Here is a 23,176-nt window from a genome sequence, read left to right on the forward strand (position 1 = left end):
CCCCTTTCTCTTCCATGGGACTGCTCCCCTCCTATTGCGCCGCGCATCGGGCAACGCCCCATGTGGCGCCATAGGCCGTTATTCTCCGGCGGCCCTATCCGGAACGACCCAAGACGTCCGGGTTCGCCGCCCCAATAGTGGGCAAAGACGTGAACTGGTTAACCGATTTTCGCATCCCCATTGGTCCATGGGCCAAAGCCGCCGTCGATTGGCTGACGACCAATTTCACATGGTTCTTCGACGGCCTTTCCTTCGTCGTCGCGCATGGGATCAATGCGCTGCTGTTCCTCCTGCAGGCGCCGCATCCGCTGATCGTCGTCGTCTTTTTCGCCGCTGTCGCCTACTGGATGCGTCGAAGCGTTGCAGTCACCGCTCTCACCTTCATCGGCCTGCTCATCACCATCAATCAGGGTTACTGGAAAGAGACGACCGAGACGCTTGCGCTGGTTCTGGCTTCCACTTTCGCCTGCATGCTGGTCGGCGTCCCGCTCGGCATCGCCGCGGCGCGACGTCCCTGGCTCTATGCCATCATGCGGCCGATCCTCGACCTGATGCAGACCATCCCGACCTTCGTCTATCTGGTGCCGGCGATGATCCTGCTCGGCCTCGGCATGGTGCCCGGTCTCGTCGCGACCGTCGTCTTCGCCATTCCCGCCTCGATCCGCATGACACGCCTCGGCATCATCTCGACGCCGCCCTCTCTCGTAGAGGCGGCCGAAGCCTTCGGTGCGACGCCGCAACAGGTGCTCCGTAAGATCGAACTGCCTTTCGCCGCGCCGCAGATCATGGCCGGCCTGACGCAGACCATCATGCTGTCGCTCTCGATGGTCTCCATCGCAGCTCTCGTCGGCGCCCCTGGCCTCGGCGTGCCGGTTCTTCGCGCGCTGAACAGCGTCAATGTCGGCAAGAGCTTCGATTCCGGCGCCTGCATCGTCATCCTGGCGATCATTCTCGACCGCATGTTCCGTGCCCCCGGCGAAGGAGATCGCTCATGACCGTCGCTGTCGGATTCAACAATGTCAGCATCATCTTCGGCGACCGTCCGGACACGGCGCTGAAACTCGCCGACGAAGGCAAGTCGCGCGATGAGATCGGCAAGGCAACGGGCATGGTACTCGGCGTCGCCAACGCGACGCTCGAGATCGAGGAAGGCGAGATCCTCGTGCTCATGGGCCTCTCTGGCTCGGGAAAATCGACGCTGCTGCGCGCCGTCAACGGCCTTGCGCCGGTCGTGCGCGGCGATGTCGTCGTCAACTCGAAGAGCGGTCCCGTCAACCCCTATTCCTGCAGCCCCAAGGCGCTGCGGGACCTGCGCATGCACACCGTCTCCATGGTGTTCCAGCAGTTCGCTCTATTGCCGTGGCGTACGGTTGCCGACAACGTCGGCTTCGGCCTCGAGCTTGCCGGCGTGCCGGAAGCGGAACGCAAGAAGCGTGTCGATGAACAGCTTCAGCTCGTCAATCTCACGCAATGGGCAAGCCGCAAGGTCAACGAACTCTCGGGCGGCATGCAGCAGCGCGTGGGACTGGCGCGCGCCTTCGCCACCGGCGCGCCGATCCTGCTCATGGACGAGCCGTTCTCGGCGCTCGACCCGCTGATCCGCACCCGCCTGCAGGACGAACTCCTGGAATTCCAGCGCCGCCTCAAGCGCACGATCCTGTTCGTCAGCCACGATCTGGACGAGGCGTTTCGCATCGGCAACCGCATCGCCATCATGGAGAGCGGGCACATAATCCAGTGCGGAACACCGCAGGAAATCGTCAAGAATCCGGCCGATCAGTATGTTGCGGACTTCGTGCAGCACATGAACCCGATCAGCATGCTGACGGCGCAGGACGTCATGCAACGGGGCATCGCGCACTCGGCGGCCGGCGGCTCGGTCACCGCGACGGCGAACGCCACCACGCCGCTTGTCGATATCCTCGACGCGCTGACACGCCAGCCGGGCAATATCGGCGTTGTTGACAACGGCACGATTATCGGAACGATCTCTGCGCAAGACGTCGTGGCTGGCCTCACCAGCCACCGGCGCAAGGAGTAGCCGTTCACGGCTGCTCCTCGAACCACGGAGCAGTTCATGAACGACAAGCGATCGGTCACCATGGAAACAGACGAGGATGCGCGCAACCAGGCGCGCACCCTCATGCACAAGGCCGCCCACGCGGCGCTGGCCGTCATCGATCCGGAAACCGGTTTTCCCTCGGTCAGCCGCGTTCTGATCGCCGATGATGCTGATGGCGTGCCGGTCATCCTCGTTTCGGGTCTGGCGACACATACCAGGGCGCTACTGAAAGATGCGCGTGCATCCGCTCTCTTCGGTGAGCCCGGCAAAGGCGATCCCCTTGCCCATCCTCGCCTCACCGTTCGATGCAGTGCCGAGCGCGTCGACCGTCAAAGTGACGCGCACGAGCGCATCCGTGGGCGTTTTCTCGAGCGCCATCCAAAATCGAAACTCTATATCGACTTCCCGGATTTCTGCTTTTTTCGCCTTATTCCACTCGACGCCAGCCTGAACGGCGGCTTTGGAAGGGCCTACATTTTGTCCTCTGAGGACCTTGTGATTCTTTAAGCCGAAAACAAATCGCCGACGCAGTAAGAGCATACAATAGTGCGAGAATTAGTAGCCTGACACCCTGACGTAGCAGAGACCATTACTGGTAGGTTGCAAAGAAATTCTCACGAAAATCGGCATATTTATGGCCTGGAGTTGTCAAGAATCGACCTATTTTGGGGTAATTGGCGCTTCAGGCAGGGAACAGACAACCCCTCTCCCATGTTGTCGCCATCATATATACATGCCTAAAATAGCATACTCGATACCTTAAATTTAGGTATATACAATCTTCGGCCCATATTGGTATTGTTAGATATCGGGTTGGACCGGTTTAGAAATAGCACAATTTCTGATGTACGCTCCACATTAGGAAGTTTAAAACATGAAGACAAGAAATTTGGCCGAACACTCCAATGTTGCGGCAGCGTTACTATCAGCAATGGCGAACCCAAAGCGCCTTTTGATCCTTTGCAGTCTTGTTAAGGGTGAAGTTCCTGTTGGCGTTTTGGCCACTCAGGTCGGACTGAGCCAATCTGCACTTTCCCAGCACCTTTCGAAGCTGCGTGCTCAGAAGCTGGTGAAAACACGCCGTGATGCTCAAACCATTTATTACTCCAGCACATCGGAATCGGTTATTCGAGTTCTCGAAACGCTGGAAGATATTTATTGTGAACCTGAAAAAAGTAGATCGGCTGCTTAGGAGTTGTAACCAGCTCCAAGTCTGCCGACGAACGATCCATGGGCGCGATGCTTTCGAACCTTGAAGATCGACTTGCTTTCATCACCACATGTTTAACTTTTTCAGCTGGCAAATCTTTGGATTTGCCAGCTTTTTCGCGCATGTTCGAGCAATGCTCCTTCGGTGGACAGGCGGCCCGACGCTGTCAACTCGACCCACAGACGCGGCCTCTACATAGAATCCCTCCCCTTTCCCGACGCCATCTTTGCCTTGACGCCAAGAGGCCGATTGATAATTTGACCAGGCAGTAAATATCATCACGCAGCGTAACGCCGCGATCGGGAAATGGCCCCCGAATGGCCGTTGGAGAACAGCATGTCGGACCGTTTGAATGCCACCCCTAATGATTTGCGCGCATTCTGGATGCCGTTTACGGCCAACCGTCAGTTCAAGAAGGAACCGCGCCTCTTCGTCAGCGCCAAAGACATGTACTACACCACCCATGATGGCCGGCAGGTTCTGGATGGAACCGCGGGGCTATGGTGCGTAAACGCCGGGCACTGCCGCCCGAAGATCACCGAGGCCATTGCCCAGCAGGCCGGCGAGCTCGATTATGCGCCCGCCTTCCAGCTCGGCCACCCCAAGGCATTCGAACTGGCGAACCGGCTGGTGGACCTCGCCCCCGAAGGCATGGACCATGTCCTCTACACGAACTCCGGTTCGGAATCGGTCGAAACAGCCCTGAAGATTGCGCTCGCCTATCACCGCGTGAAGGGCAACGGCTCGCGCTTCCGTCTCATCGGCCGTGAGCGCGGCTATCACGGCGTCAATTTCGGCGGCATCTCCGTCGGCGGCATCGTCACCAACCGCAAGATGTTCGGCACGCTTCTGACTGGTGTCGACCATATGCCGCACACGCACGTTCCCGGCAAGAATGCCTTCACGCGCGGCGAGCCCGAGCATGGCGGCGATATTGCCAGCGAGTTGGAGCGTATCGTCACGCTGCACGACGCCTCCACCATCGCCGCCGTCATCGTCGAGCCGGTTGCCGGCTCCACCGGCGTGCTGATCCCGCCGAAGGGCTATCTGCAGAAGCTGCGTGAAATCTGCACCAAGCACGGCATCCTGCTGATCTTCGACGAAGTCATCACCGGCTTCGGCCGCCTCGGCACTCCCTTTGCTGCCCAATATTACGATGTCAAACCGGATATCATCACCACGGCCAAGGGCCTGACCAACGGCGTCATTCCGATGGGTGCTGTTTTCGTCACCTCGGAGATCCATGACGCTTTCATGCAGGGCCCCGAGCACATGATCGAGTTCTTCCACGGCTACACCTATTCGGGCAACCCGATCGCATCCGCCGCCGCGCTTGCCACGCTCGACACCTACAAGGAAGAAGGCCTGCTGACGCGCGCAGCCGAGCTCTCCGACTACTGGGCCGACGCGCTGCATTCGCTGAAGGACTGCCCGAACGTCATCGATATCAGAAATACCGGCCTGATCGGCGCGATCGAGCTCGACCCGATCGCCGGCGAGCCCACCAAGCGTGCCTTCACAGCTTTCCTCAAGGCCTATGAAAAGGGCCTGCTGATCCGCACCACCGGCGACATCATCGCGCTCTCGCCGCCGCTGATCATCGAAAAGCATCACATCGACGAGCTGTTCGGCAAGCTTCGCGAGATCTTGCAGAATAATATCTGAGGCATAGGCTCAGTCACTTCTGCGCCCCTCACGCCCCTTTTTGCACAAGCAGAATGGTTGGGCATGAGGGGCGATCCATATGCGAGGAATGAACATGACCACCAAACTCGAACGCTATATCGATCAAGGCGTGGGCCGAGAGCCGGCGGATATCGTGCTGAAGGGCGGGCGGTTTTTCGATCTGGTGACGGGAGAGCTTGTTGCCTCTGATATCGCCATTTGCGGCGACCGCATCGTCGGCACCTGCGGCGATTATCAGGGGCGCGAAGAGATCGACATATCGGGCCGCATCGTCGTCCCTGGTTTCATCGATACGCATCTCCATATCGAATCCTCGCTGGTGACGCCGCATGAATTCGATCGCTGCGTCCTGCCCTATGGCGTGACGACAGTCATTTGCGATCCGCATGAAATCGCCAATGTGCTCGGTACCGAGGGCATCCAGTATTTCCTGGACAGTTCGCTTGAAACCATCATGGATATCCGCGTCCAGCTTTCCTCCTGTGTACCGGCGACGCATCTGGAAACCTCCGGCGCCGATCTGCCGATCGAAAAGCTGCTGCCCTTCCGCGACCACCCGAAGGTGATCGGCCTTGCCGAATTCATGAATTTCCCCGGTGTGGTCCACAAGGATCCCATCTGCATGGCAAAGCTTGAGGCCTTCCAGGGCGGCCATATCGACGGCCATGCGCCGTTGCTGCGCGGTAATGATCTCAACGGCTATCTCTCAGCCGGCATCCGCACGGAGCATGAATCGACCACCGCCGAGGAGGCGCTGGAGAAGATCCGCAAGGGCATGCAGGTGCTTGTGCGCGAAGGTTCGGTCTCCAAGGACCTGTATGCGCTGATGCCTATCATCACCGAGCGCCTGTCGCCCCATCTCGCACTCTGCACCGACGATCGCAATCCCCTTGATATCGCCGAGCAAGGCCATCTGGATTACATGATCCGCACCGCGATCACACATGGCGTCGAGCCGCTGGCCATCTATCGCGCCGCTTCGATTTCGGCGGCGCGTGCTTTCGGCCTGCGGGACCGCGGTCTGGTGGCGCCCGGCTGGCGCGCCGATCTCGTCGTTATCGACAGCCTGGAGAGCTGCAAGGCCGAGACCGTCTTCTCCGCCGGCCGCCGCGTCACGGCCGAGCTCTTCGCCAGCCGCAAGCTCATCGCTCCCGTCGGCCTCGACAGTGTCAAGGCCCGCCCGATCAACGCCGCCGACTTCGGTGTGCCGGTCAGCGAGGGCGAAAGCTCCGTCATCGGCGTCACCCCCGGCAAGATCATCACCGAACATCGCCGCTATCGCCTGCCCGCCAAGGGCAACCAGACCGATATCGACCTCGGCAACGATATCATCAAGGTCGCCGTCATCGAACGGCACGGCAAGAACGGCAATCATGCCAACGGCTTCGTTCAGGGCTTTGGGTTGAAGAAGGGCGCGATCGCCTCCACAGTCGGTCATGACAGCCACAATATCTGCGTCGTCGGCGTCGACGAGGATGACATGGCGCTCGCCGCCAATCGCCTCAGCGATATCAACGGCGGCTTCGTGGTCGTCGAGAACGGTGTCGTCACCGGCGAGATCGCCCTGCCCATCGCCGGCCTCATGAGCCTCGAACCCTATGAAAGCGTCCGCGACACGCTCCACCACTTGCGCCAGGCAGCCTACGCTCTCGGCGCGACGCTGGGAGAGCCCTTCCTGCAGCTCGCTTTCCTGCCGCTGCCCGTCATCCCGCACCTGAAGATATCGGATAAGGGGCTCGTCGATGTCGACAAGTTCATGCTGATCGGCTGATCAGGCAAGCTCACCGCAATAGACGTCAAGCGCTGAGAGCGTCACCGTCGCCCCTGCGTCGGCGGTCTCGAAACCCGGCATGGCAATGGTCTTTGCCAGCTTGATGCCCTCCGGCAGGGCGACCTTCACCGGCTTGCGGGACAGATTGAAGACGAAAAGCAGCGTCTCGCCATCCTTCGAGCGCGTGAAGGCGAGAACATCTTCCTCGGTGTCAAGGAAGGTCATATCGCCGTCGCGCAAGGCGGCATATTCCCTCCGGAAGGCCAGTGTCTGCCGATAGTGATGCAGCACGGAATCCTCGTCCGCCTCCTGCTTGTCAACGGCAAGGGACGCATGCTGGTAAGGCACCGGCAGCCAGGATTTCTCGGCGGTCGTAAACCCGGCATGGGCACGGCTCGCTTCCCAGGGCATCGGCGTGCGGCATCCGTCACGCCCCTTGAAGGCCGGCCAGAAGCGAATGCCATAGGGATCGCGCAGATCCTCGAAGGCAAGCTCCGCCTCCGGCAGACCCAACTCCTCCCCCTGATACAGGCAGATCGAGCCGCGCAGCGTCGAGAGCAGCGAAATCGCAAGCTTGGCGACGCGCGGCTGCTCTTCCTCCGTCAGCGCGAAGCGGCTGACATGGCGTTGCACATCGTGATTGGAAAAGGCCCAGCAGACCCAGCCGTCGACGACGTTATCCTGAAAGTCGCCGACGCAACGGCGGAAATGCGCGGGGGTAAAATCCGGCCCCAGCAGGTCGAATGTATAGCACATGTGCAGCTTGTCGCCGCCGCTGGTATAGGCGGCCACCGTCTGCAGCGAACGGGCGCCATCGCCCACCTCGCCGACCGTCGCGCGATCCTCATATTGATCGAGCAGCGCACGGAACCGCTTCAGGAAGCCAATATTCTCCGGCTGGGTCTTGTCATAGAGATGGTTCTGCATGCCGTAGGGATTGCTCTCCGGCGCGTCCAGGCCACCCGTCGCAACGAGCGCCGGCGGATTGTCGCGCAGCTCCTTGTCGCAGAAATAGTAATTAACCGTATCCAGGCGGAAGCCGTCGACACCGCGGTCGAGCCAGAATTTCACGGCCGCCAGCACCGCGTCCTGAACTTCAGGATTATGGAAGTTCAGGTCCGGTTGCGAGGTCAGGAAGTTGTGCTGGTAATATTGCCGGCGCACGCCGTCCCATTCCCAGCCTGGCCCGCCGAAGATCGAAAGCCAGTTGTTCGGCGCCGTGCCATCCGGTTTCGGATCGGCCCACACATACCAATCCGCCTTGGGATTGTCGCGGCTTGCCCGGCTCTCCACGAACCAGGGATGCCGGTCCGACGTATGCGAGATGACCTGATCGATGATGACCTTGAGCCCCAGCGCATGCGCCGCCGCCATCATCTCGTCGAAATCGTCAAGCGTGCCGAAAATCGGATCGACGTCGCAATAGTCGGCGACATCGTAGCCCATGTCCGCCATCGGCGAGGTGAAGAACGGTGCCAGCCAGATCGCATCGACCCCGAGTGCGGCAATATGAGGCAGGCGGCGGGTGATCCCCTTGATGTCGCCAAGCCCGTTGGCATCCGTATCCTGAAACGATCGCGGGTAGACCTGATAGATCACGGCGCCGCGCCACCAGTCGGCTCCCGCCGCCTTCCTTGTCGATTTCATCCAACCGCCTCGATATCGCACACGGTCTTTCAATTTGCATACTCGGCCGCAGGCGGCAAGCCGCAATCGGGCGGAGGCGCGAACCCGAGGCCGGAAGCATAAATTCGCAGCATCAATTTTAGCGAATTATCAACATGGATGCCCACACGCAAAGCCTGTGCGTCTTTTTGGGGCTTGAATGCGACGCCGCTTTGGATAACTTCCGACATTGACCTGCACGTACGGGTCACCTGCGGGATCAAAAATATCCTTGTAAAACAAGGACAATAACTCCAGAAAGGTGGGAAAACATATGTCTCATTTGGCCAGAAGATTTATCGCGACGGCGTTCGTCAGCACGATATTGAGCCTCTCCGCTCATGCCGCGACCCTCAATATCCACAACGGCGGCGACCCCACGTCGCTCGATCCGCAAAAAATTTCGGGCGACTGGGAAAACCGTATCGACGGCGATATTTTCGAAGGCTTGGTGACCGAAGATCCCAAGGACAACCCCATTCCCGGCCAGGCGGCGAGCTGGACCATTTCCCCCGACCAGAAGGTCTATACCTTCAAGTTGCGCGACGGCATCAAGTGGTCCGACGGCACGCCTGTCACCGCTCAGGACTTCGTCTTTGCTTTCCAGCGTCTGATGGACCCGAAGACCGCCGCCCAATACGCCTACCTGCAATACACGATCAAGAACGCGGAAAAGATCAACAAGGGCGAGATCAAGGATCCGACCCAGCTCGGCGTCAAGGCGATCGACGACAAGACGCTGGAAATCACGCTCGAGAACCCGACCCCTTACTTCCTCAACGCCTTGATGCACTACACGGCCTATCCGCTGCCGAAGCATGTCGTCGAAGCGAAGGGCGATAGCTGGGTCAAGGTCGAAAACATCGTCACCAACGGCCCTTACAAACCGGTCGAATGGGTGCCCGGCTCGCATGTCAGCAACGTCAAGAACGACCAGTACTATGACGCCAAGGACGTGAAGATCGACAAGGTGAACTTCTATACGCTGGAAGATCAGTCTGCCGCACTCAAGCGCTATCGCGCCGGCGAATTCGATATTCTGACCTCGTTCCCCGCCGATCAGTATGAGTGGATCCAGAAGAACCTTCCGGGCCAGGCGCATGTGGTTCCGTTCCTCGGCACCTACTATTACGTCCTGAACGCCACCAAGCCGCCCTTCAACGACAAGCGCGTCCGCCAGGCTCTCTCGATGGCCGTCAACCGCGAGGTCATCGGCCCGAAGATTCTGGGTACCGGCGAACTGCCGATGTATTCCTGGGTACCGCCGGGCACGGCCAATTACGGCGAGCCGGCCTATGTCAGCTGGAAGGACGAGCCTTACAAGCAGAAGGTCGAAGAGGCCAAGAAGCTGTTGAAGGAAGCAGGCTTCGGTCCTGACCATCCGCTGAAGGCGCAGCTGCGCTACAACACCAACGACAACCACAAGCGCATCGCCGTGGCGATCGCCGCCATGTGGAAGCCGCTCGGCGTCGATATCGAGCTCTACAACACCGAAACCAAGGTGCATTACGATGAAATGCAGCGCGGCCAGGTGGAAATCGGCCGTGCCGGCTGGCTCGCCGACTACAATGATCCGATCAACTTCCTGAACCTGCTGTCGACCGGCGTCGAAATGAACTATGGCCGCTGGAGCAATCCGGACTACGACGCTCTGATCAAGCAGGGCAACGAAGAGATCGATCTGAAGAAGCGCGCCGAGATCTATAAGAAGGCCGAGCAGCTCGCCCTCGACGATAGCGCCGCGATCCCGATCTACTACTACGTTTCGCAGAACATCGTCGCCCCGAAGGTGCAGGGTTTCGTCGACAATATTCAGGACATTCACCGCACGCGCTGGCTGTCCGTCAAAGAATAGGTCCCAAAGAATAGATAGGAAAAGGCCCTGCCCGCTCTTGCCGGGCGGGGCCTCAACGCACCCATGTTTCGCTACGCTCTCCGTCGTCTGCTGTCGACAATCCCCGTACTGTGGATTGCCGTGACAGTGTGCTTTTTCATTCTGCGCCTCGCTCCCGGCGGCCCCTTCGATGGCGAACGGCCATTGCCGCCGGAAGTCAAAGCCAACCTCGCGGCCCACTACAATCTGGATAAGCCGCTGGTCGAGCAATACCTGATCTATGTCGGCGACGTGATGAAGGGCGACCTCGGCCCCTCCTTCGCCAATCAGGACTTCACCGTCACCCAGCAGATCATGTCGGGATTTCCCTATACGCTGACGATCGGCGGCTCCGCCTTCGTGCTCGCCACCATCATCGGCGTTTTCATCGGCTGTCTTGGGGCGCTGTATCAGAACCGCAGCGCCGACTACTGGCTGGGCGGAGGCCTGCTTATCGGCTTGGTCATGCCGAGCTTCCTCATTGCCCCGATCCTCCAGCTTGTCTTCGGCAACGAACTCGGCTGGCTGCCCGTCGGCGGCTGGGGCGATGGTTCGGTCCGGTTCCTGGTCCTTCCCATCATCGTTCTGACCCTGCCGCACGCGGCGCGCATCTCCCGCCTGATGCGCGGCTCGATGATCGAGGTGATGAGCCAGAATTTCATCCGCACCGCCAAGGCCAAGGGTATCGGCCCCAGGCTCACCGTGATGCGCCATGCATTGAAACCGGCGATGATGCCCGTCGTCTCCTATCTCGGGCCGGCGGCAAGTTATCTGCTCACCGGTTCGCTGGTCGTGGAAAGCATCTTCGGCCTTCCCGGTGTCGGCCGCTACTTCGTCGGCGCGGCGCTTAATCGTGATTACGGCATGGTCCTCGGCACCGTCATTTTCTACATGGTCCTGATCGTGGTCCTCAATCTGCTGGTCGACATCGCCTATGCCTGGCTCGATCCGAAAGTGAGAATGCGATGATCCTCAATTCAGCCAAGAGAGAACTGTTGGAAGCGGAGCTGCTTTCGGCAGAAGGGCTCGCGCCCAAGGGGCGCTCCCTCAGCGGCGATGCGATGCGTCGCCTGCTGCGCAACAAGGCGGCGGCACTGTCGCTGATCGTGCTGGCGCTGCTGGTCCTCATCGCCATTTTCGGCCCGAGCTTCCTTCCCTTCAACTACGAGGATCCGGACTGGACCTCCTTCCGAGGTCCCCCGGATTTCGCCGCCGGCCACTATTTCGGCACGGATGGCAACGGTCGCGACCTGCTGGCGCGCACGCTCTACGGCACGCGCGTTTCGCTGACCGTCGCCCTCGTGGCAACCCTCGTCTCGGTGCTCATCGGCGTGCTTTACGGCGCCGTTTCCGGCTATTTCGGCGGTCGCGTCGATGCCATCATGATGCGTTTCGTCGATATCATGTACGCGCTGCCCTACGTCCTCTTCGTCATCCTGCTGATGGTGATCTTCGGCCGCAACGTCTATCTGCTGTTCGCGGCAATCGGCGCGCTCGAATGGCTGACCATGGCCCGCATCGTGCGCGGCCAGACATTATCCATCAAGCAGCGGGAATTCATTGAAGCCGCCCGCGCCTCGGGCCAGCGGTCGTTCAAGATCATCCTCAAGCACATCGTCCCGAACCTCGTCGGTCCGGTCGTCATCTACGCGACGCTCACCATTCCGGAGATCATCGCCACGGAAAGCTTCCTGTCCTATCTCGGCTTCGGCGTACAGGAACCGCTGACATCGCTCGGCACGCTGATCGCCGAGGGCTCGGCCGGCATGGAAACGACGCCCTGGATACTGTTTTTCCCCGCCGGCTTCCTGGTCGCGCTGCTGATGAGCCTGCTCTTCATCGGCGATGGTCTGCGCGACGCTTTCGATCCGAAGGATCGCTGATATGACAGACACGCTTCTTGAACTCAAAGATTACTCGATCACCTTCCGCACACCGGAAGGCGAGGTCGCCGCCGTCTCGAAACTGAATCTGAAGATCGGCCGCGGCGAACGCGTCGCTGTCGTCGGCGAATCCGGTTCCGGCAAGAGCCAGACCTTCCTCGGCCTGATGGGCCTGCTCGCCAAGAACGGCCGCACCAGCGGTCAGGCGCTGCTCGATGGCAAGGACATCCTGAAACTGAAGCCGCGTGAACTCGATCACGTGCGCGGCAAGGATGTGGCGATGGTCTTCCAGGACCCGATGACGGCCCTCAATCCGTCGTTGCGCATCTCCCGGCAGTTGACTGAGCAGTTGGAAGTCCACGGCGGCTTGTCGGCACGGGCGGCATCGACTACGGCGCTGGACATGCTGAAACGTGTCGGCATTCCCGACCCGACGCGCCGCTTCAACCTTTATCCACACGAGCTTTCGGGCGGCATGCGTCAGCGTATCGTCATCGCCATGGCGCTGCTCACCAAGCCGAAGCTTCTGATTGCCGACGAGCCGACAACCGCGCTCGACGTTACCATCCAGGCGCAGATTCTCGATCTTTTCAATGAGTTGACGGCCGAAATGCACACCGCGCTCGTCATGATTACCCATGACCTCGGCGTCGTGGCCGGCCTGGCCGACCGTGTCGCCGTCATGTATGCCGGCCGCATCGTCGAGGAAGCGCCGGTCGACGAACTGTTCGAAAACCCGGCCCATCCTTACACAGCGGCGCTTCACGCCTCGATCCCGCGGCCTGACCAGGACGTCGACGATCTCGCCGTCATCCCCGGCCGGCCGCCAAACCTGATGCACCTGCCGCGCGGCTGCGCCTTCTCGCCGCGTTGCGCCCATGTGGAGGACGACTGTATCGATGCGCCGCCGCCGCTCGATCAATTGGCGCCGCAGCGCTGTGCGGCCTGCTTCCATCCCCTTTCGGCTAATCAGGAACGGAGCTTCGTCCATGGCTGAGCAAACGCTTCTGAAGGTCGAGCATCTGACCACCGAATTCGAACTGCCGTCGAAATCCTTCTTCAAGCCACCGATGATCCTGACGGCGGTCAACGATGTCAGCTTCGAACTGAAGACTGGGCGCACGCTCGGCATCGTCGGCGAATCGGGCTGCGGCAAGTCGACGCTCGGCCGCTCCATCCTGCGGCTGATCCGGGCGCAGAAGGGCCGCATCATGTGGCAAGGCGGCAATCTTCTCGATCTCACCGACGAGGAGATGCGTGCCGCTCGTCGCGACATGCAGATCATCTTCCAGGACCCGATCGCTTCGCTCGATCCGCGCATGACAGTCGGCGATATCATCGCCGAGCCGCTCACCGTGTTCGAGCCGAAACTGACAAGAGCCCAAAGACAGGATCGCGTCCGCGAGATCATGGCGGCGGTCGGCCTGGTGCCCGAGATGATCAACCGCTATCCGCATGAGTTTTCGGGGGGCCAGGCTCAGCGCATCGGCATTGCCCGCGCCGTCATCACCCGTCCGAAGCTGATCATCTGCGACGAGCCGGTCTCGGCGCTGGACGTTTCGATCCAGGGGCAGGTCATCACGCTCTTGCGCCGTCTGCGCAAGGAGTTCGGCCTGACGCTGATCTTCATCAGCCACGATCTTTCCGTCGTGCGCCTGATCTCGGACGACGTGCTGGTGCTCTATCTCGGAAAGGTGGTGGAAGCCGGCGAAGCCGCTACAGTCTTCGACCATCCGGCCCATCCCTATACACAGGCGCTGTTCTCGGCGGCACCCATCCCGGATCCGAAGCTGGCGCGTCGCCGTGAGCGCATCCGCCTGCAGGGCGATCCGCCCTCGCCGCTCAATCCACCGCCGGGCTGCGTCTTCTCGCCACGCTGCTGGAAGGCGACGGACATATGCCGCACGAAGATGCCGCCGACCGAGCAGGTGCGCCCCGGCCAGACGGCCGCCTGCTATCACATGGACCGGCCGTAAGGCCTCAAAGGTAGACGGCGGCAGCCGCCGTCCACCTTGCCCAAGCGGCTGCTTGCGCGTATTCAGCAGCAAGGCAAAAATGCAGGAGGAAGTCTTGGGCGGGCGTTTTCTATCGATCGGCGAATGCATGGTGGAGTTGTCGCAGGCCGACGACGGACACCTGCGCAAGGGTTTCGCCGGCGACACCTTCAACACTGCCTGGTATGCTCGCGCCTGCCTGCCTGCCGATTGGTCCGTCGATTATTTCACCACGCTCGGCGATGACGCCATGTCGGACGAAATGGTCGCCTTCATGCGCGGCGCCGGCATCGGCACCGCGGATATCCGCCGCCTGCGCGGCAAGACGCCGGGCCTCTACATGATCAACCTGAAGAATGGCGAACGCTCCTTCAGCTATTGGCGCGACAGTTCGGCAGCCCGCCTTCTCGCGGCAGATGGCGATGCGCTGCGCGCCGCGATAGAAGCGTCGGACGTGCTATATTTTTCGGGCATTACGCTGGCGATCCTGCCGCGCGAGGATGCCTATACGCTGCTGGCTGAGCTCCGCCGCGCCAAGGCCGCCGGCAAGCCGGTGGCCTTCGACCCCAACCTGCGCCCACGCCTGTGGTCCAGCCTGGATGCCATGCACACCATGATCACGGATGGCGCGCGCGCCTCGACCGTCGTGATGCCGAGCTTCGATGACGAAGCCGCGCATTTCGGCGACGACTCGATTGCGGGCACCATTCGTCGATACCGGCAGTACGGAGCCGATATGGTCGTCGTCAAGAACGGCCCCGAAGGCGCCACCGTCGGCACCGACGCCAATGAAACGCTCGTGCCTGCGGTCGAGGTCGACAAGGTCGTCGATACCACCAGCGCCGGCGACAGCTTCAACGGCGCGTTTCTCGCCCATTACCTGCAGCATGGCGATCCGCTCGCCGCTGCCGCCTTCGCCGCCGAAATCGCCGCGAAAGTCATTCAGGAATACGGCGCCCTCGTCTCGCCCAAGAAGCTGAAAACCGCCAGATAACCACTGTAATATTTCCATCATGGACACCCCCCACAATAAGGTGGGCGCGGGAATCATGTTTGAAGCACCGCAATCGGCTTGCACCGCCATCATGAGGATGCGGCGCGGATGGGCAGTTTTGGGCATGTTACAGCGATTGTCAGACATCGATCACACCATATGGGACCAGGCAGCGACGCCGGTCGCCGTGCCGGAGCGGCTGCTCATCGTCAGCGATGCCTGGCATCCGCAGGTGAACGGCGTCGTCCGCTCGATCGAGAACACCAATCGCGAACTGACGCGCATGGGTGTCGAAGTGTCGATGATCACGCCGGACGGCTTTCGCAACATCCCCTGCCCGACCTATCCGGAAATCCGGCTTTCGATTGCCAGCTATCGCAAGATCGCCGGCAGGATCGAAGCGCTCCGGCCCACCTATGTGCATATCGCCACGGAAGGTCCGCTCGGGCTCACTGCACGGCGCTGGTGCCTCAGAAACGGCATGCCTTTTTCGACCAGCTATCACACCCGGTTTCCCGAATATGTCTCGGCGCGCCTGCCGATACCGCAAAGCTGGCTCTATGCCTTCGTCAAATGGTTTCACAATGCCGGTTTCGGCTGCATGGTGGCAACGCCGAGCCTCGCCAACGAGCTCAAGCAGCGCGGTATTCATAATCTGCTGCCCTGGAGCCGCGGCATCGATTCGACGCTCTTTCGGCCGCAACCGCTCGAAGACAATCCCTTCGGCCTGCCCCGCCCGATCTTCATGACCGTCGGTCGCGTCGCTCTCGAAAAGAACCTGCCGGCCTTCCTCGATCTCGATCTGCCGGGATCGAAAGTGGTCATCGGCGATGGACCCGCGCGCGCGGAACTGCAGAAGCTCTATCCGGACGTGCATTTTCTGGGCGCGAAGTTCGGCGAGGAGTTGGCGCATGCCTATTCTCAGGCCGACGTCTTCGTCTTCCCGTCGAAAACCGATACGTTCGGCAATGCCATTCTGGAAGCTTTGGCGAGCGGCGTTCCGGTCGCCGCCTACCCTGTCACTGGCCCGGCCGACATTCTCGGCGGCAACGAGCCGGCTGGCGTGGTGGATACAGATCTGGCGAAAGCCTGCCTTGCGGCGCTGTCCTGCTCGCGTGAAGCAGCGCGTACCGTGGCGCTCAACTATTCCTGGGAGGCCGCCACCGCCCAATTCATCGGCAACGTCCGCATTGCCATCCATCGTGGCCGGATGAGGATGCGCAGGGATTGAGCCCGCGCCACGGCCAGGCTCGATATTGAATTCTTCAAACCCATCTCCAGATAATTGGTAGCGGCGCGCATATGCGCGGCAGCGGGCATGAGCGTGTCGGGTCCGAACGGCGGCCGAAGTGCTCTAGAGTTTACCTCTCGCGGGTTGGTTTTCCGAAAAGCACAAGAAATCCATAGCCGTCGCGCGCTTTTAGATGTACGATTATTTATCGCACGATTTAGATGCTATTCCCCAGGGAGTATGAGAGATGGCGCACGACCCGTTGAAACTGGACACCTTCATCTGCTTCGCCCTCTATTCGGCGAACCATGCCATGAACCGGCTCTATAAACCCATGCTCGACGCGCTCAATCTCACCTACCCACAATATCTCGTCATGGTGACGCTGTGGGAAGAGGATGGACAGACGGTGGGCCGCATCGGCGAAAAGCTGTTCCTCGAATCGAGCACGCTGACGCCACTGTTGAAGCGCCTGGAAGCGGCGGGCTTCATTCAGCGCATCCGCAGCAAGGAAGACGAGCGTCAGGTGCTGATCCATTTGACCAGCGAAGGCGTCGCCCTGGAGAAGAAGGCGGCGAGCATTCCCGCCTGCATTCTCGATGCCTCTGACAAGACGCTGGATGAACTGATGCGATTGAAGGCGGAGATCACCACATTGCGCGAGGCGCTGAACAAGAACGCAGCCTGACTAGGTGTTCAGTCCCTTCACTTGCGCGTAGGCCTCTGGGGGCGCTCTTTTTCCGCCCCCCAGAAAGCGAGTCGGGCGTCTGGCGCTTCCTTGAGAATAGCAATTTGCATATGAGCCCGAAGTTCACTGCGGAAACGTGAGGCGTTGCGTCCGCCCCATACGCCGACGAAGCATTCCCCAGACGCATCGTTCTTGAAGACCGCCGCCCCACCAAAGACAGAAGACAGGCCGCCTTCGCCAACAACACCTCCGTCACCGTAAACTGCGACAACACACTCCAGTGGCGCAACGCAGACCACCGTGTCGCCGGATGGGGCGAACCCTCCACTTCTGAAAAGGTAGACGGGACAAGGAGAAGTCATCATTCCTTGAGGATACCTCGGTCATCCGGGCGGCAGGCTCTTGATGTAACTTCGTCAATACCGCCTAGATGTGCCTCGACCATCACGCGGTCGGGCAAGGCGTGTCAGGACCGCTTCCTCTTACTTTCGTAAGGATTGTTCTTCTTGTTTTCGAAAGGATTTTCCGACGTGCGGAAATGGATGCGGATCGGCACGCCGGGCATGGCGAAATCCGCGCGCAGACCATTGATCAGATAACGCACATAGGATTCCGGCAGCGCATCCGAGCGTGTGCAGGAAATCATGAAGGCCGGCGGGCGCGCCTTCACCTGCGTCATGTACTTCAGCTTGATGCGCCGTCCGGAAACAGCCGGTGGCGGATGCTGAACCTGCTGTGTCTCCAGCCAGCGATTGAGCTTGGCGGTGGCTATGCGCTTGTTCCAGACCTTGTCTGTATCGACGATTGCCTGCATCAGCCGATCCAGGCCGTCGCCCGTCTGACCGGCAATCGGTATGGCGCGGATGCCGCGCGCCTGCGGCAGCAGGCGGTCGGTCTTTTCACGCAGATCGGCAAGCACGGCCTGGCGATCCTCGATCATGTCCCACTTGTTGAAGGCGATGACTGCGGCTCGGCCTTCGCGAATGACGAGATCGACGATCTGTAGATCCTGCTTCTCGAAGGGGATGGTCGCATCGAAGACGATAACCACGGTCTCGGCAAAGCGAATGGCGCGCAGCGCGTCGGCAACCGAGAGCTTTTCAAGCTTCTCAGTGACCCTGGCTTTGCGACGCATGCCGGCGGTGTCGAACATCTTTACGGTGCGACCGCGCCAGCTCCAGTCGACGGAGATGGAATCGCGGGTAATGCCGGCTTCCGGACCGGTCAGCAGCCGGTCTTCGCCGAGGAAACGATTGATCAGCGTCGACTTGCCGGCATTCGGGCGACCGACGATCGCGATGCGCAGCGGCCGCGTCTCGTCATAGACGGGTTCCTCTTCGATCTCCTCGCCATCCTCGCCGACAGCCGGGCGGGGAATGCTGACATTCGTTTCCGCTTCGTCGTCCGTCTCCGGAAAGGCGCGCTCATGGCCGATCGCGTCGATGATCGCGTCGCGAAGATCCATCATGCCCTGGCCGTGTTCGGCCGAGATTGGGCAAGGCTCGCCAAGGCCGAGCGTGTAGGCATCGTAGAAGCCGCCGTCGGAACCGCGGGCTTCGGATTTGTTGGCGACGAGCACGACAGGCCGGCCGCGCTTGCGCAGCATTTCGGCCAGCGTCTTGTCGACATGCGTCAAGCCCATCTTGGCGTCGACGACGAACAGCGTCAGGTCGGCCTCATCGATCGCCTGCTCGGTCTGGGCGCGCATGCGGCCTTCGAGCGTCTCTTCGTCGGCTTCTTCGAGACCAGCGGTGTCGACGATGCGGAAGCGAAGATCGATCAGCTTGGCATCGCCGGGACGACGGTCACGCGTGACGCCCGGCGTATCGTCGACGAGCGCCAGCTTCTTGCCAACCAGACGGTTGAAAAGTGTGGACTTGCCGACATTCGGGCGACCGACGATCGCGACCGTGAAACTCATTTAGCGATCCGTCCTTCAGCCGTTGGCGACCGGAGCTTTGCCGGTTGCCGTGATGAGATCGAGCAACATTTGCGCGCGGTTGGCAACGTTGCGCGGGCTCTGCGGATCGTCGACGATCGCCTGGAACCACTGCCGGGCCTTGGCGAGATCGCCGGCCTTGTAGGCGGCAAGACCCAGAACGTCACGCGCCGAATGCCGGAAGGCATCGGCCGGCACGGCCAGCTCCTGCGCTTCGGCCGCAACCTGATCGTAGGTGCCGGTGTCGACAAGCAGATAGGCCGCGCGCAAGCGCGCCGCATCGCGGACGACGACCGGAATGTCCGCTTCCTTGCCGATAGCCGAGAAAGCGGCGATTGCGCTTGCCGTGTCACCCTTCTGCGCCTGCAGCGTCGCCGCGCGCAGACGCGCCAGCAACGGATAGGAACCTGGGCCATTCTTCTCGATGGCCGTCAGCGCGGCAAGGGCTTCGTCCGTCTTGTTCTGGTCGGCCAGGGTCAGCGCCGCTAGGAACTGATCGCCACCGCTGCCGGCCTGATTGCCCGCCCAATAGCGATAGCCGCTATAGGCCGCGGTACCGAGAACGATGAGCACGGCTCCCCCAATGATGAGCCGGCCAAAACGGCGCCATACGAACCGCAATTGGTCCGAACGCAGTTCCTCGTTCACCTCACGGATGAAGCTGTCGTCATTGAATGCCATTCTCGTCTCCGGCCCAGGCCAAATCATTCCAAAGAGCTTAGGGGTTAGAGCATGATGCCGAAAAGTGCGAGCGGTTTTCGGGCGACATCATGCTCTACTTCCATGATGCTGGAGCGGATTCGGATTTTAGGTCCATTCGACCTGAAAATCATCCGGCTCTAGTGGGGCCTTCTACTCCATTTTGCGGCTGATGTAAGGGGGAATGGCAGAAATCGTCACATAACCAGCGGCGAAACCCCGATAATCCACGCATGAAGCTTCCAAATGATCAATGCCCAGACGACGACGCCGATGATGATCGCATAGAGATCATATTTCGCCGAGACGAACGGGCGCAGCGTGATTTCCCCAGCGCGCTGACGGCGTTTCAGCGAAATACGCAGGATCACGCCCCAGGCGAGAAAGGCGGCAAACAGCAGGATCGCCGCGCCGTCACCGTTGGAGAGCAAATGCGCCAGCGCCCAGATCTTCACCGAAAGCACCATCGGATGCTTTGTCCTGACCGCGATATGCCCCGCCGGCAGCAGCGAGGCGACCAGACAGATCATCGCAAACAGCATCAGTAGGATGGTGATATGGCTCATCCAGAACGGCGGCGACCAGATGGGCGTCATGTCGCGCGCCTGACCAAACCCATAGATGAGCAGGATCAGTGTCAGGATGCTCGCGACCGAATAGGCGATCTTCCAGCCGGATTCGCCGATGCTCGCGATCATTGACGTTCGCAAGCCCGGAGCAACGACGCGGATCAGATGGACGCCTAGAAAAAGAACAATGCCGAGAATAAGCAATGCCATGAATGAAGCCCCTTCGGTTCGGTAGGCACATCCTTATCGGCTGCTGCAAAAAAATGCCAGCATCACCGCAGCTTCGCCGCATTTGCGCGAAAGGAAGGAACCGACCCCGGAGCATGCCGTCTAAAATCGCCAGATGATCTTTGGCAAGCCATGCTCGATCAAGCAATGTCGGTGCCCATGTTACGCTCAATTTCCTGCCTCTCTCTTGCGCTTTCCCTTGCCCTGCCCGCCGCTGCCCAGGCCCATGGAAAGCCCAAGCAACTCGTGATGATTTCCTTCGATGGCGCTCATGACGTTGCGCTCTGGACCAAGAGCCGCGAAATCGCTTCGCGCAACGGTGCGCATTTCACCTATTTCCTGTCCTGCACCTTTTTGATGAACAAGGCGCAGGCCAAGGCCTATCAGGGACCGATGCAGCGGCCCGGCAAGTCGAATGTCGGCTTCGCCAAGAGCGAGGACGATGTGCGCACGCGCATCGCCAACATCTGGGGAGCCCATCTGGAAGGCCACGATATTTCCAGCCATGCCTGCGGCCATTTCGACGGCAAGGGATGGAGCGCTGCCGACTGGAAGCAGGAGTTCATGAATGCCCGCGTCGCTCTTCGTGATGCCTGGAAGAATGTCGGCCTGGCCGACAAGGAGCCGCAGGGCTGGGAAAATTTCGCCACGCACGACGTCAAGGGATTTCGCGCGCCCTATCTCTCCACCAGCGACGGCCTGGTACCGGCCGAGAAAGAGATGGGCTTCCAATACGATGCAAGCCTCGTCACCAAGGGACCTGCCCTGCCCCAGGTGGTCGACGGTCTCTACCGCTTCGGGCTGCCGCTGATCCCGGAAGGCCCCGAGCATCGCCTGGTCATCGGCATGGATTACAATCTCTACGTCCGCCATTCCAAGGGCGCCGAGGACAAGGCCAATGCGAAGACCTATGAAGACCGCACCTTCGATGCCTTCGAAGCGGCCTTCAACAAGCAATATGATGGCGAGCGCATTCCGCTGCAGCTCGGCTTCCATTTCGTCGAGATGAATGACGGCGCCTATTGGCGCGCGCTCGACCGTTTCGTCAGCGATGTCTGCCACAAGCAGGATGTCGCCTGCGTCAGCTATTCCGAAGCGATCCCGCTGATCGCGGCCCGAGGCAAGCCTCAGCAGGGGTGAGGAGCGCTCGGGTAAAGCCCGAGCAATCGACCCAGTGGGTCGATTGCAGCGACGAACGCCCTGAGCTAGAGAGGCCGGTGGTACGGCTAACGAAGGTCTCTTCGTAACCACACAAGCCCGACGGACTGCGGCGTCCCTGCCATTGGCATCATTGAAAAAGGCCCCGTTTCGGTGGCCTTATTTCGTCAGCCATCGGCGTGAATGACGCCCGGCTCGCGCTCCAGATAGCGCTGGTCGATTGACGGTAAGGGCTCGTCGTCGATCGCTGCTTCGAAAGCTCGCAAACGCTTATAGATCGACAGAAGCTCGATGATCGTCGTCCATGAGCTGACAAGGTACTGAAATGATCCACGCACCTGATCGAAGACATTGGTAATCTGCGTCAAAAGGCCGAGCGTCAACTTGCCGGCAACGATTGACGGAACGAGCACGACGAAGCTGAAGATATTGTCCGCCTGCGAGTAAAAAATACGCGCGACGTTGAAGTAGGTGTAGTGGAAGTAAATGCGGAAATAGTTGCGGCGTACATTAGCAAAGAGTTCTGCTACCGTCGGCGGCGAAGCGCGGTCGCCATGGTCTTCACCATAAACGAGCTCCTTGCGGTAGGACGCTTCCACACGCTGATTAATGAACTGAAGGCCAGGTAGCTTGATGCCGACCGCCGCCAGGAAAACGGTTCCGAAAATCGACCAGAAGATCGCGGCCCAGACGAGCGCATGCGGAATGTTGCCGATAAGTGGCAGCTCCGTAATGTTAGCGCCAAGACGGAAGAGCACGGGCAGGAAGGCAATCAGCGTCATAATGGAGCCGATGAAGCTCACGCCCAGGGATTCAACGGTCTGGGAGAACCGCATCGTGTCTTCTTGCACACGCTGTGAGGCCCCTTCGACATGCCGCAGCTTCTGCCAGTTGGCCATATAGTAGTCATTCATTGCCGTGCGCCAGCGAAACACCCAATGGCTGACGAAGAACAGATTGAACACGCCGACGGTAATGGCCACGAAAGCGATGCCCGCAAAAACGAGCATGTTCATGTAGAACTCGGAGCCAGGCACCGAGCCGACGGTCGTCAGCGCTTTCTGAACGAGATTGTAGAATGGCCCGTACCACGCGTTGACTGCGACGCTGACCTGTACCGAAAAATAAGTATTGAAGATGATGAGAGCTGTGCCGAGCACTGACCAATATTGCCACGGGTGTGGGCTGTAACGGAACCAGAAGAGCGCGAACAAGCCGACAGCCGCAACGTAGTATATGTAAAACCAGATGAACGGCGCGGTCCAAAACACCGAAACGCCCACCGGCGCATCCTGTCCGTCCGCCAGCGGTGACAGGCCGATATAGGCACCGGCCTTCTCTCCGCCGAAATACCAAAGAAATATAGCCACAAGGGACCAGACAGCGGCCGAAATGAAAAAGGGTTTAGGCTTGGGGAAGAATGACAGAAACACGAGAAGCGCAGCTTTCTTAATAGGATTTTCGAACCGTCGTGGCGTTTGTTGATGGCGAACCTAGGACAGTTCGCCAAGAGCGGCAACCTGCAA

At 60.2% G+C, this 23,176-nt stretch carries 20 protein-coding genes; 15 read left to right on the plus strand and 5 right to left on the minus strand.

The features are described from left to right. Positions 1 to 149: 149 nt before the first annotated feature. From choW to ade, 6 genes are all read left to right on the plus strand, one after another. Positions 150 to 995, plus strand: a complete 846-nt coding sequence (gene choW / locus AB8B29_RS10650; RefSeq protein WP_037194817.1) for a choline ABC transporter permease subunit — start codon at positions 150 to 152, stop codon at positions 993 to 995. After that, complete coding sequence (choV, locus tag AB8B29_RS10655; protein ID WP_037194820.1) at positions 992 to 2,041, plus strand: choline ABC transporter ATP-binding protein; 1,050 nt, start codon at positions 992 to 994, stop codon at positions 2,039 to 2,041. The genes choW and choV overlap by 4 nt, the downstream gene beginning before the upstream one ends. A gap of 36 nt (positions 2,042 to 2,077) precedes the next feature. Continuing rightward, the gene (locus AB8B29_RS10660; protein ID WP_047638678.1) at positions 2,078 to 2,569 is read left to right on the plus strand and encodes a pyridoxamine 5'-phosphate oxidase family protein; all 492 of its coding nucleotides are present in this window, start codon (positions 2,078 to 2,080) and stop codon (positions 2,567 to 2,569) included. Positions 2,570 to 2,936: 367 nt separating this feature from the next. Next, positions 2,937 to 3,254 carry an ArsR/SmtB family transcription factor gene (locus tag AB8B29_RS10665; protein ID WP_080760685.1) on the plus strand — a complete coding sequence of 106 codons (318 nt, stop codon included), beginning with the start codon at positions 2,937 to 2,939 and terminating at the stop codon, positions 3,252 to 3,254. 354 nt (positions 3,255 to 3,608) lie between these two features. Then, positions 3,609 to 4,937 carry an aspartate aminotransferase family protein gene (locus tag AB8B29_RS10670; RefSeq protein WP_037194824.1) on the plus strand — a complete coding sequence of 443 codons (1,329 nt, stop codon included), beginning with the start codon at positions 3,609 to 3,611 and terminating at the stop codon, positions 4,935 to 4,937. Between the two features lie 94 nt (positions 4,938 to 5,031). Beyond that, on the plus strand, positions 5,032 to 6,729 hold the full coding sequence (gene ade / locus AB8B29_RS10675) for an adenine deaminase (protein ID WP_047638780.1): 1,698 nt from the start codon (positions 5,032 to 5,034) through the stop codon (positions 6,727 to 6,729). Here the strand turns inward: ade and bglA are convergent, their stop codons facing one another. Beyond that, a complete protein-coding gene (bglA, locus tag AB8B29_RS10680; protein WP_037194825.1) occupies positions 6,730 to 8,376 on the minus strand; it encodes a beta-galactosidase BglA in 1,647 nt (548 codons plus the stop codon). Between the two features lie 292 nt (positions 8,377 to 8,668). Here bglA and AB8B29_RS10685 point away from each other — a divergent pair, with 292 nt between their 5' ends. The 8 genes from AB8B29_RS10685 (at position 8,669) to AB8B29_RS10720 (ending at position 17,057) form a co-directional block, all read left to right on the plus strand. Further along, positions 8,669 to 10,249, plus strand: a complete 1,581-nt coding sequence (locus tag AB8B29_RS10685; RefSeq protein WP_037194830.1) for a peptide ABC transporter substrate-binding protein — start codon at positions 8,669 to 8,671, stop codon at positions 10,247 to 10,249. A 63-nt stretch (positions 10,250 to 10,312) separates the two neighbouring features. After that, the gene (locus AB8B29_RS10690) at positions 10,313 to 11,236 is read left to right on the plus strand and encodes an ABC transporter permease subunit (RefSeq protein WP_047562602.1); all 924 of its coding nucleotides are present in this window, start codon (positions 10,313 to 10,315) and stop codon (positions 11,234 to 11,236) included. Continuing rightward, positions 11,233 to 12,150, plus strand: a complete 918-nt coding sequence (locus tag AB8B29_RS10695) for an ABC transporter permease (protein ID WP_034504004.1) — start codon at positions 11,233 to 11,235, stop codon at positions 12,148 to 12,150. The genes AB8B29_RS10690 and AB8B29_RS10695 overlap by 4 nt, the downstream gene beginning before the upstream one ends. Before the next feature lies 1 nt (position 12,151). Next, positions 12,152 to 13,147, plus strand: a complete 996-nt coding sequence (locus AB8B29_RS10700) for an ABC transporter ATP-binding protein (protein WP_047638679.1) — start codon at positions 12,152 to 12,154, stop codon at positions 13,145 to 13,147. Continuing rightward, positions 13,140 to 14,126: an ABC transporter ATP-binding protein gene (locus AB8B29_RS10705; protein WP_037194837.1), complete on the plus strand. Its 987-nt coding sequence runs from the start codon at positions 13,140 to 13,142 to the stop codon at positions 14,124 to 14,126. The genes AB8B29_RS10700 and AB8B29_RS10705 overlap by 8 nt, the downstream gene beginning before the upstream one ends. Before the next feature lie 94 nt (positions 14,127 to 14,220). Then, positions 14,221 to 15,138 (plus strand): sugar kinase, encoded by a 918-nt coding sequence (locus AB8B29_RS10710; RefSeq protein ID WP_113118520.1) that lies wholly within the window; start codon positions 14,221 to 14,223, stop codon positions 15,136 to 15,138. A gap of 124 nt (positions 15,139 to 15,262) precedes the next feature. After that, positions 15,263 to 16,369: a glycosyltransferase family 4 protein gene (locus tag AB8B29_RS10715; RefSeq protein ID WP_439006479.1), complete on the plus strand. Its 1,107-nt coding sequence runs from the start codon at positions 15,263 to 15,265 to the stop codon at positions 16,367 to 16,369. A 247-nt stretch (positions 16,370 to 16,616) separates the two neighbouring features. Then, on the plus strand, positions 16,617 to 17,057 hold the full coding sequence (locus tag AB8B29_RS10720) for a MarR family winged helix-turn-helix transcriptional regulator (RefSeq protein WP_037194841.1): 441 nt from the start codon (positions 16,617 to 16,619) through the stop codon (positions 17,055 to 17,057). Positions 17,058 to 17,523: 466 nt separating this feature from the next. Here the strand turns inward: AB8B29_RS10720 and der are convergent, their stop codons facing one another. The 3 genes from der to AB8B29_RS10735 form a co-directional block, all read right to left on the minus strand. Beyond that, positions 17,524 to 18,978 (minus strand): ribosome biogenesis GTPase Der, encoded by a 1,455-nt coding sequence (der, locus tag AB8B29_RS10725; protein ID WP_051963373.1) that lies wholly within the window; start codon positions 18,976 to 18,978, stop codon positions 17,524 to 17,526. 15 nt (positions 18,979 to 18,993) lie between these two features. After that, positions 18,994 to 19,677: a tetratricopeptide repeat protein gene (locus AB8B29_RS10730; RefSeq protein WP_037194843.1), complete on the minus strand. Its 684-nt coding sequence runs from the start codon at positions 19,675 to 19,677 to the stop codon at positions 18,994 to 18,996. Between the two features lie 215 nt (positions 19,678 to 19,892). Beyond that, positions 19,893 to 20,474 carry an NnrU family protein gene (locus tag AB8B29_RS10735; RefSeq protein ID WP_047562594.1) on the minus strand — a complete coding sequence of 194 codons (582 nt, stop codon included), beginning with the start codon at positions 20,472 to 20,474 and terminating at the stop codon, positions 19,893 to 19,895. A 177-nt stretch (positions 20,475 to 20,651) separates the two neighbouring features. Here AB8B29_RS10735 and AB8B29_RS10740 point away from each other — a divergent pair, with 177 nt between their 5' ends. After that, positions 20,652 to 21,632: a polysaccharide deacetylase gene (locus tag AB8B29_RS10740; protein ID WP_439006480.1), complete on the plus strand. Its 981-nt coding sequence runs from the start codon at positions 20,652 to 20,654 to the stop codon at positions 21,630 to 21,632. A gap of 185 nt (positions 21,633 to 21,817) precedes the next feature. On the opposite strand, the gene sbmA is transcribed toward AB8B29_RS10740, so the two are convergent. Next, positions 21,818 to 23,083: a peptide antibiotic transporter SbmA gene (gene sbmA, locus AB8B29_RS10745; RefSeq protein ID WP_092575796.1), complete on the minus strand. Its 1,266-nt coding sequence runs from the start codon at positions 23,081 to 23,083 to the stop codon at positions 21,818 to 21,820. Positions 23,084 to 23,176 lie beyond the last annotated feature (93 nt).

The sequence above is a fragment of the Rhizobium sp. 11_C7_N12_5 genome (genome assembly GCF_051811145.1).
Taxonomy (GTDB): domain Bacteria; phylum Pseudomonadota; class Alphaproteobacteria; order Rhizobiales; family Rhizobiaceae; genus Rhizobium; species Rhizobium lusitanum.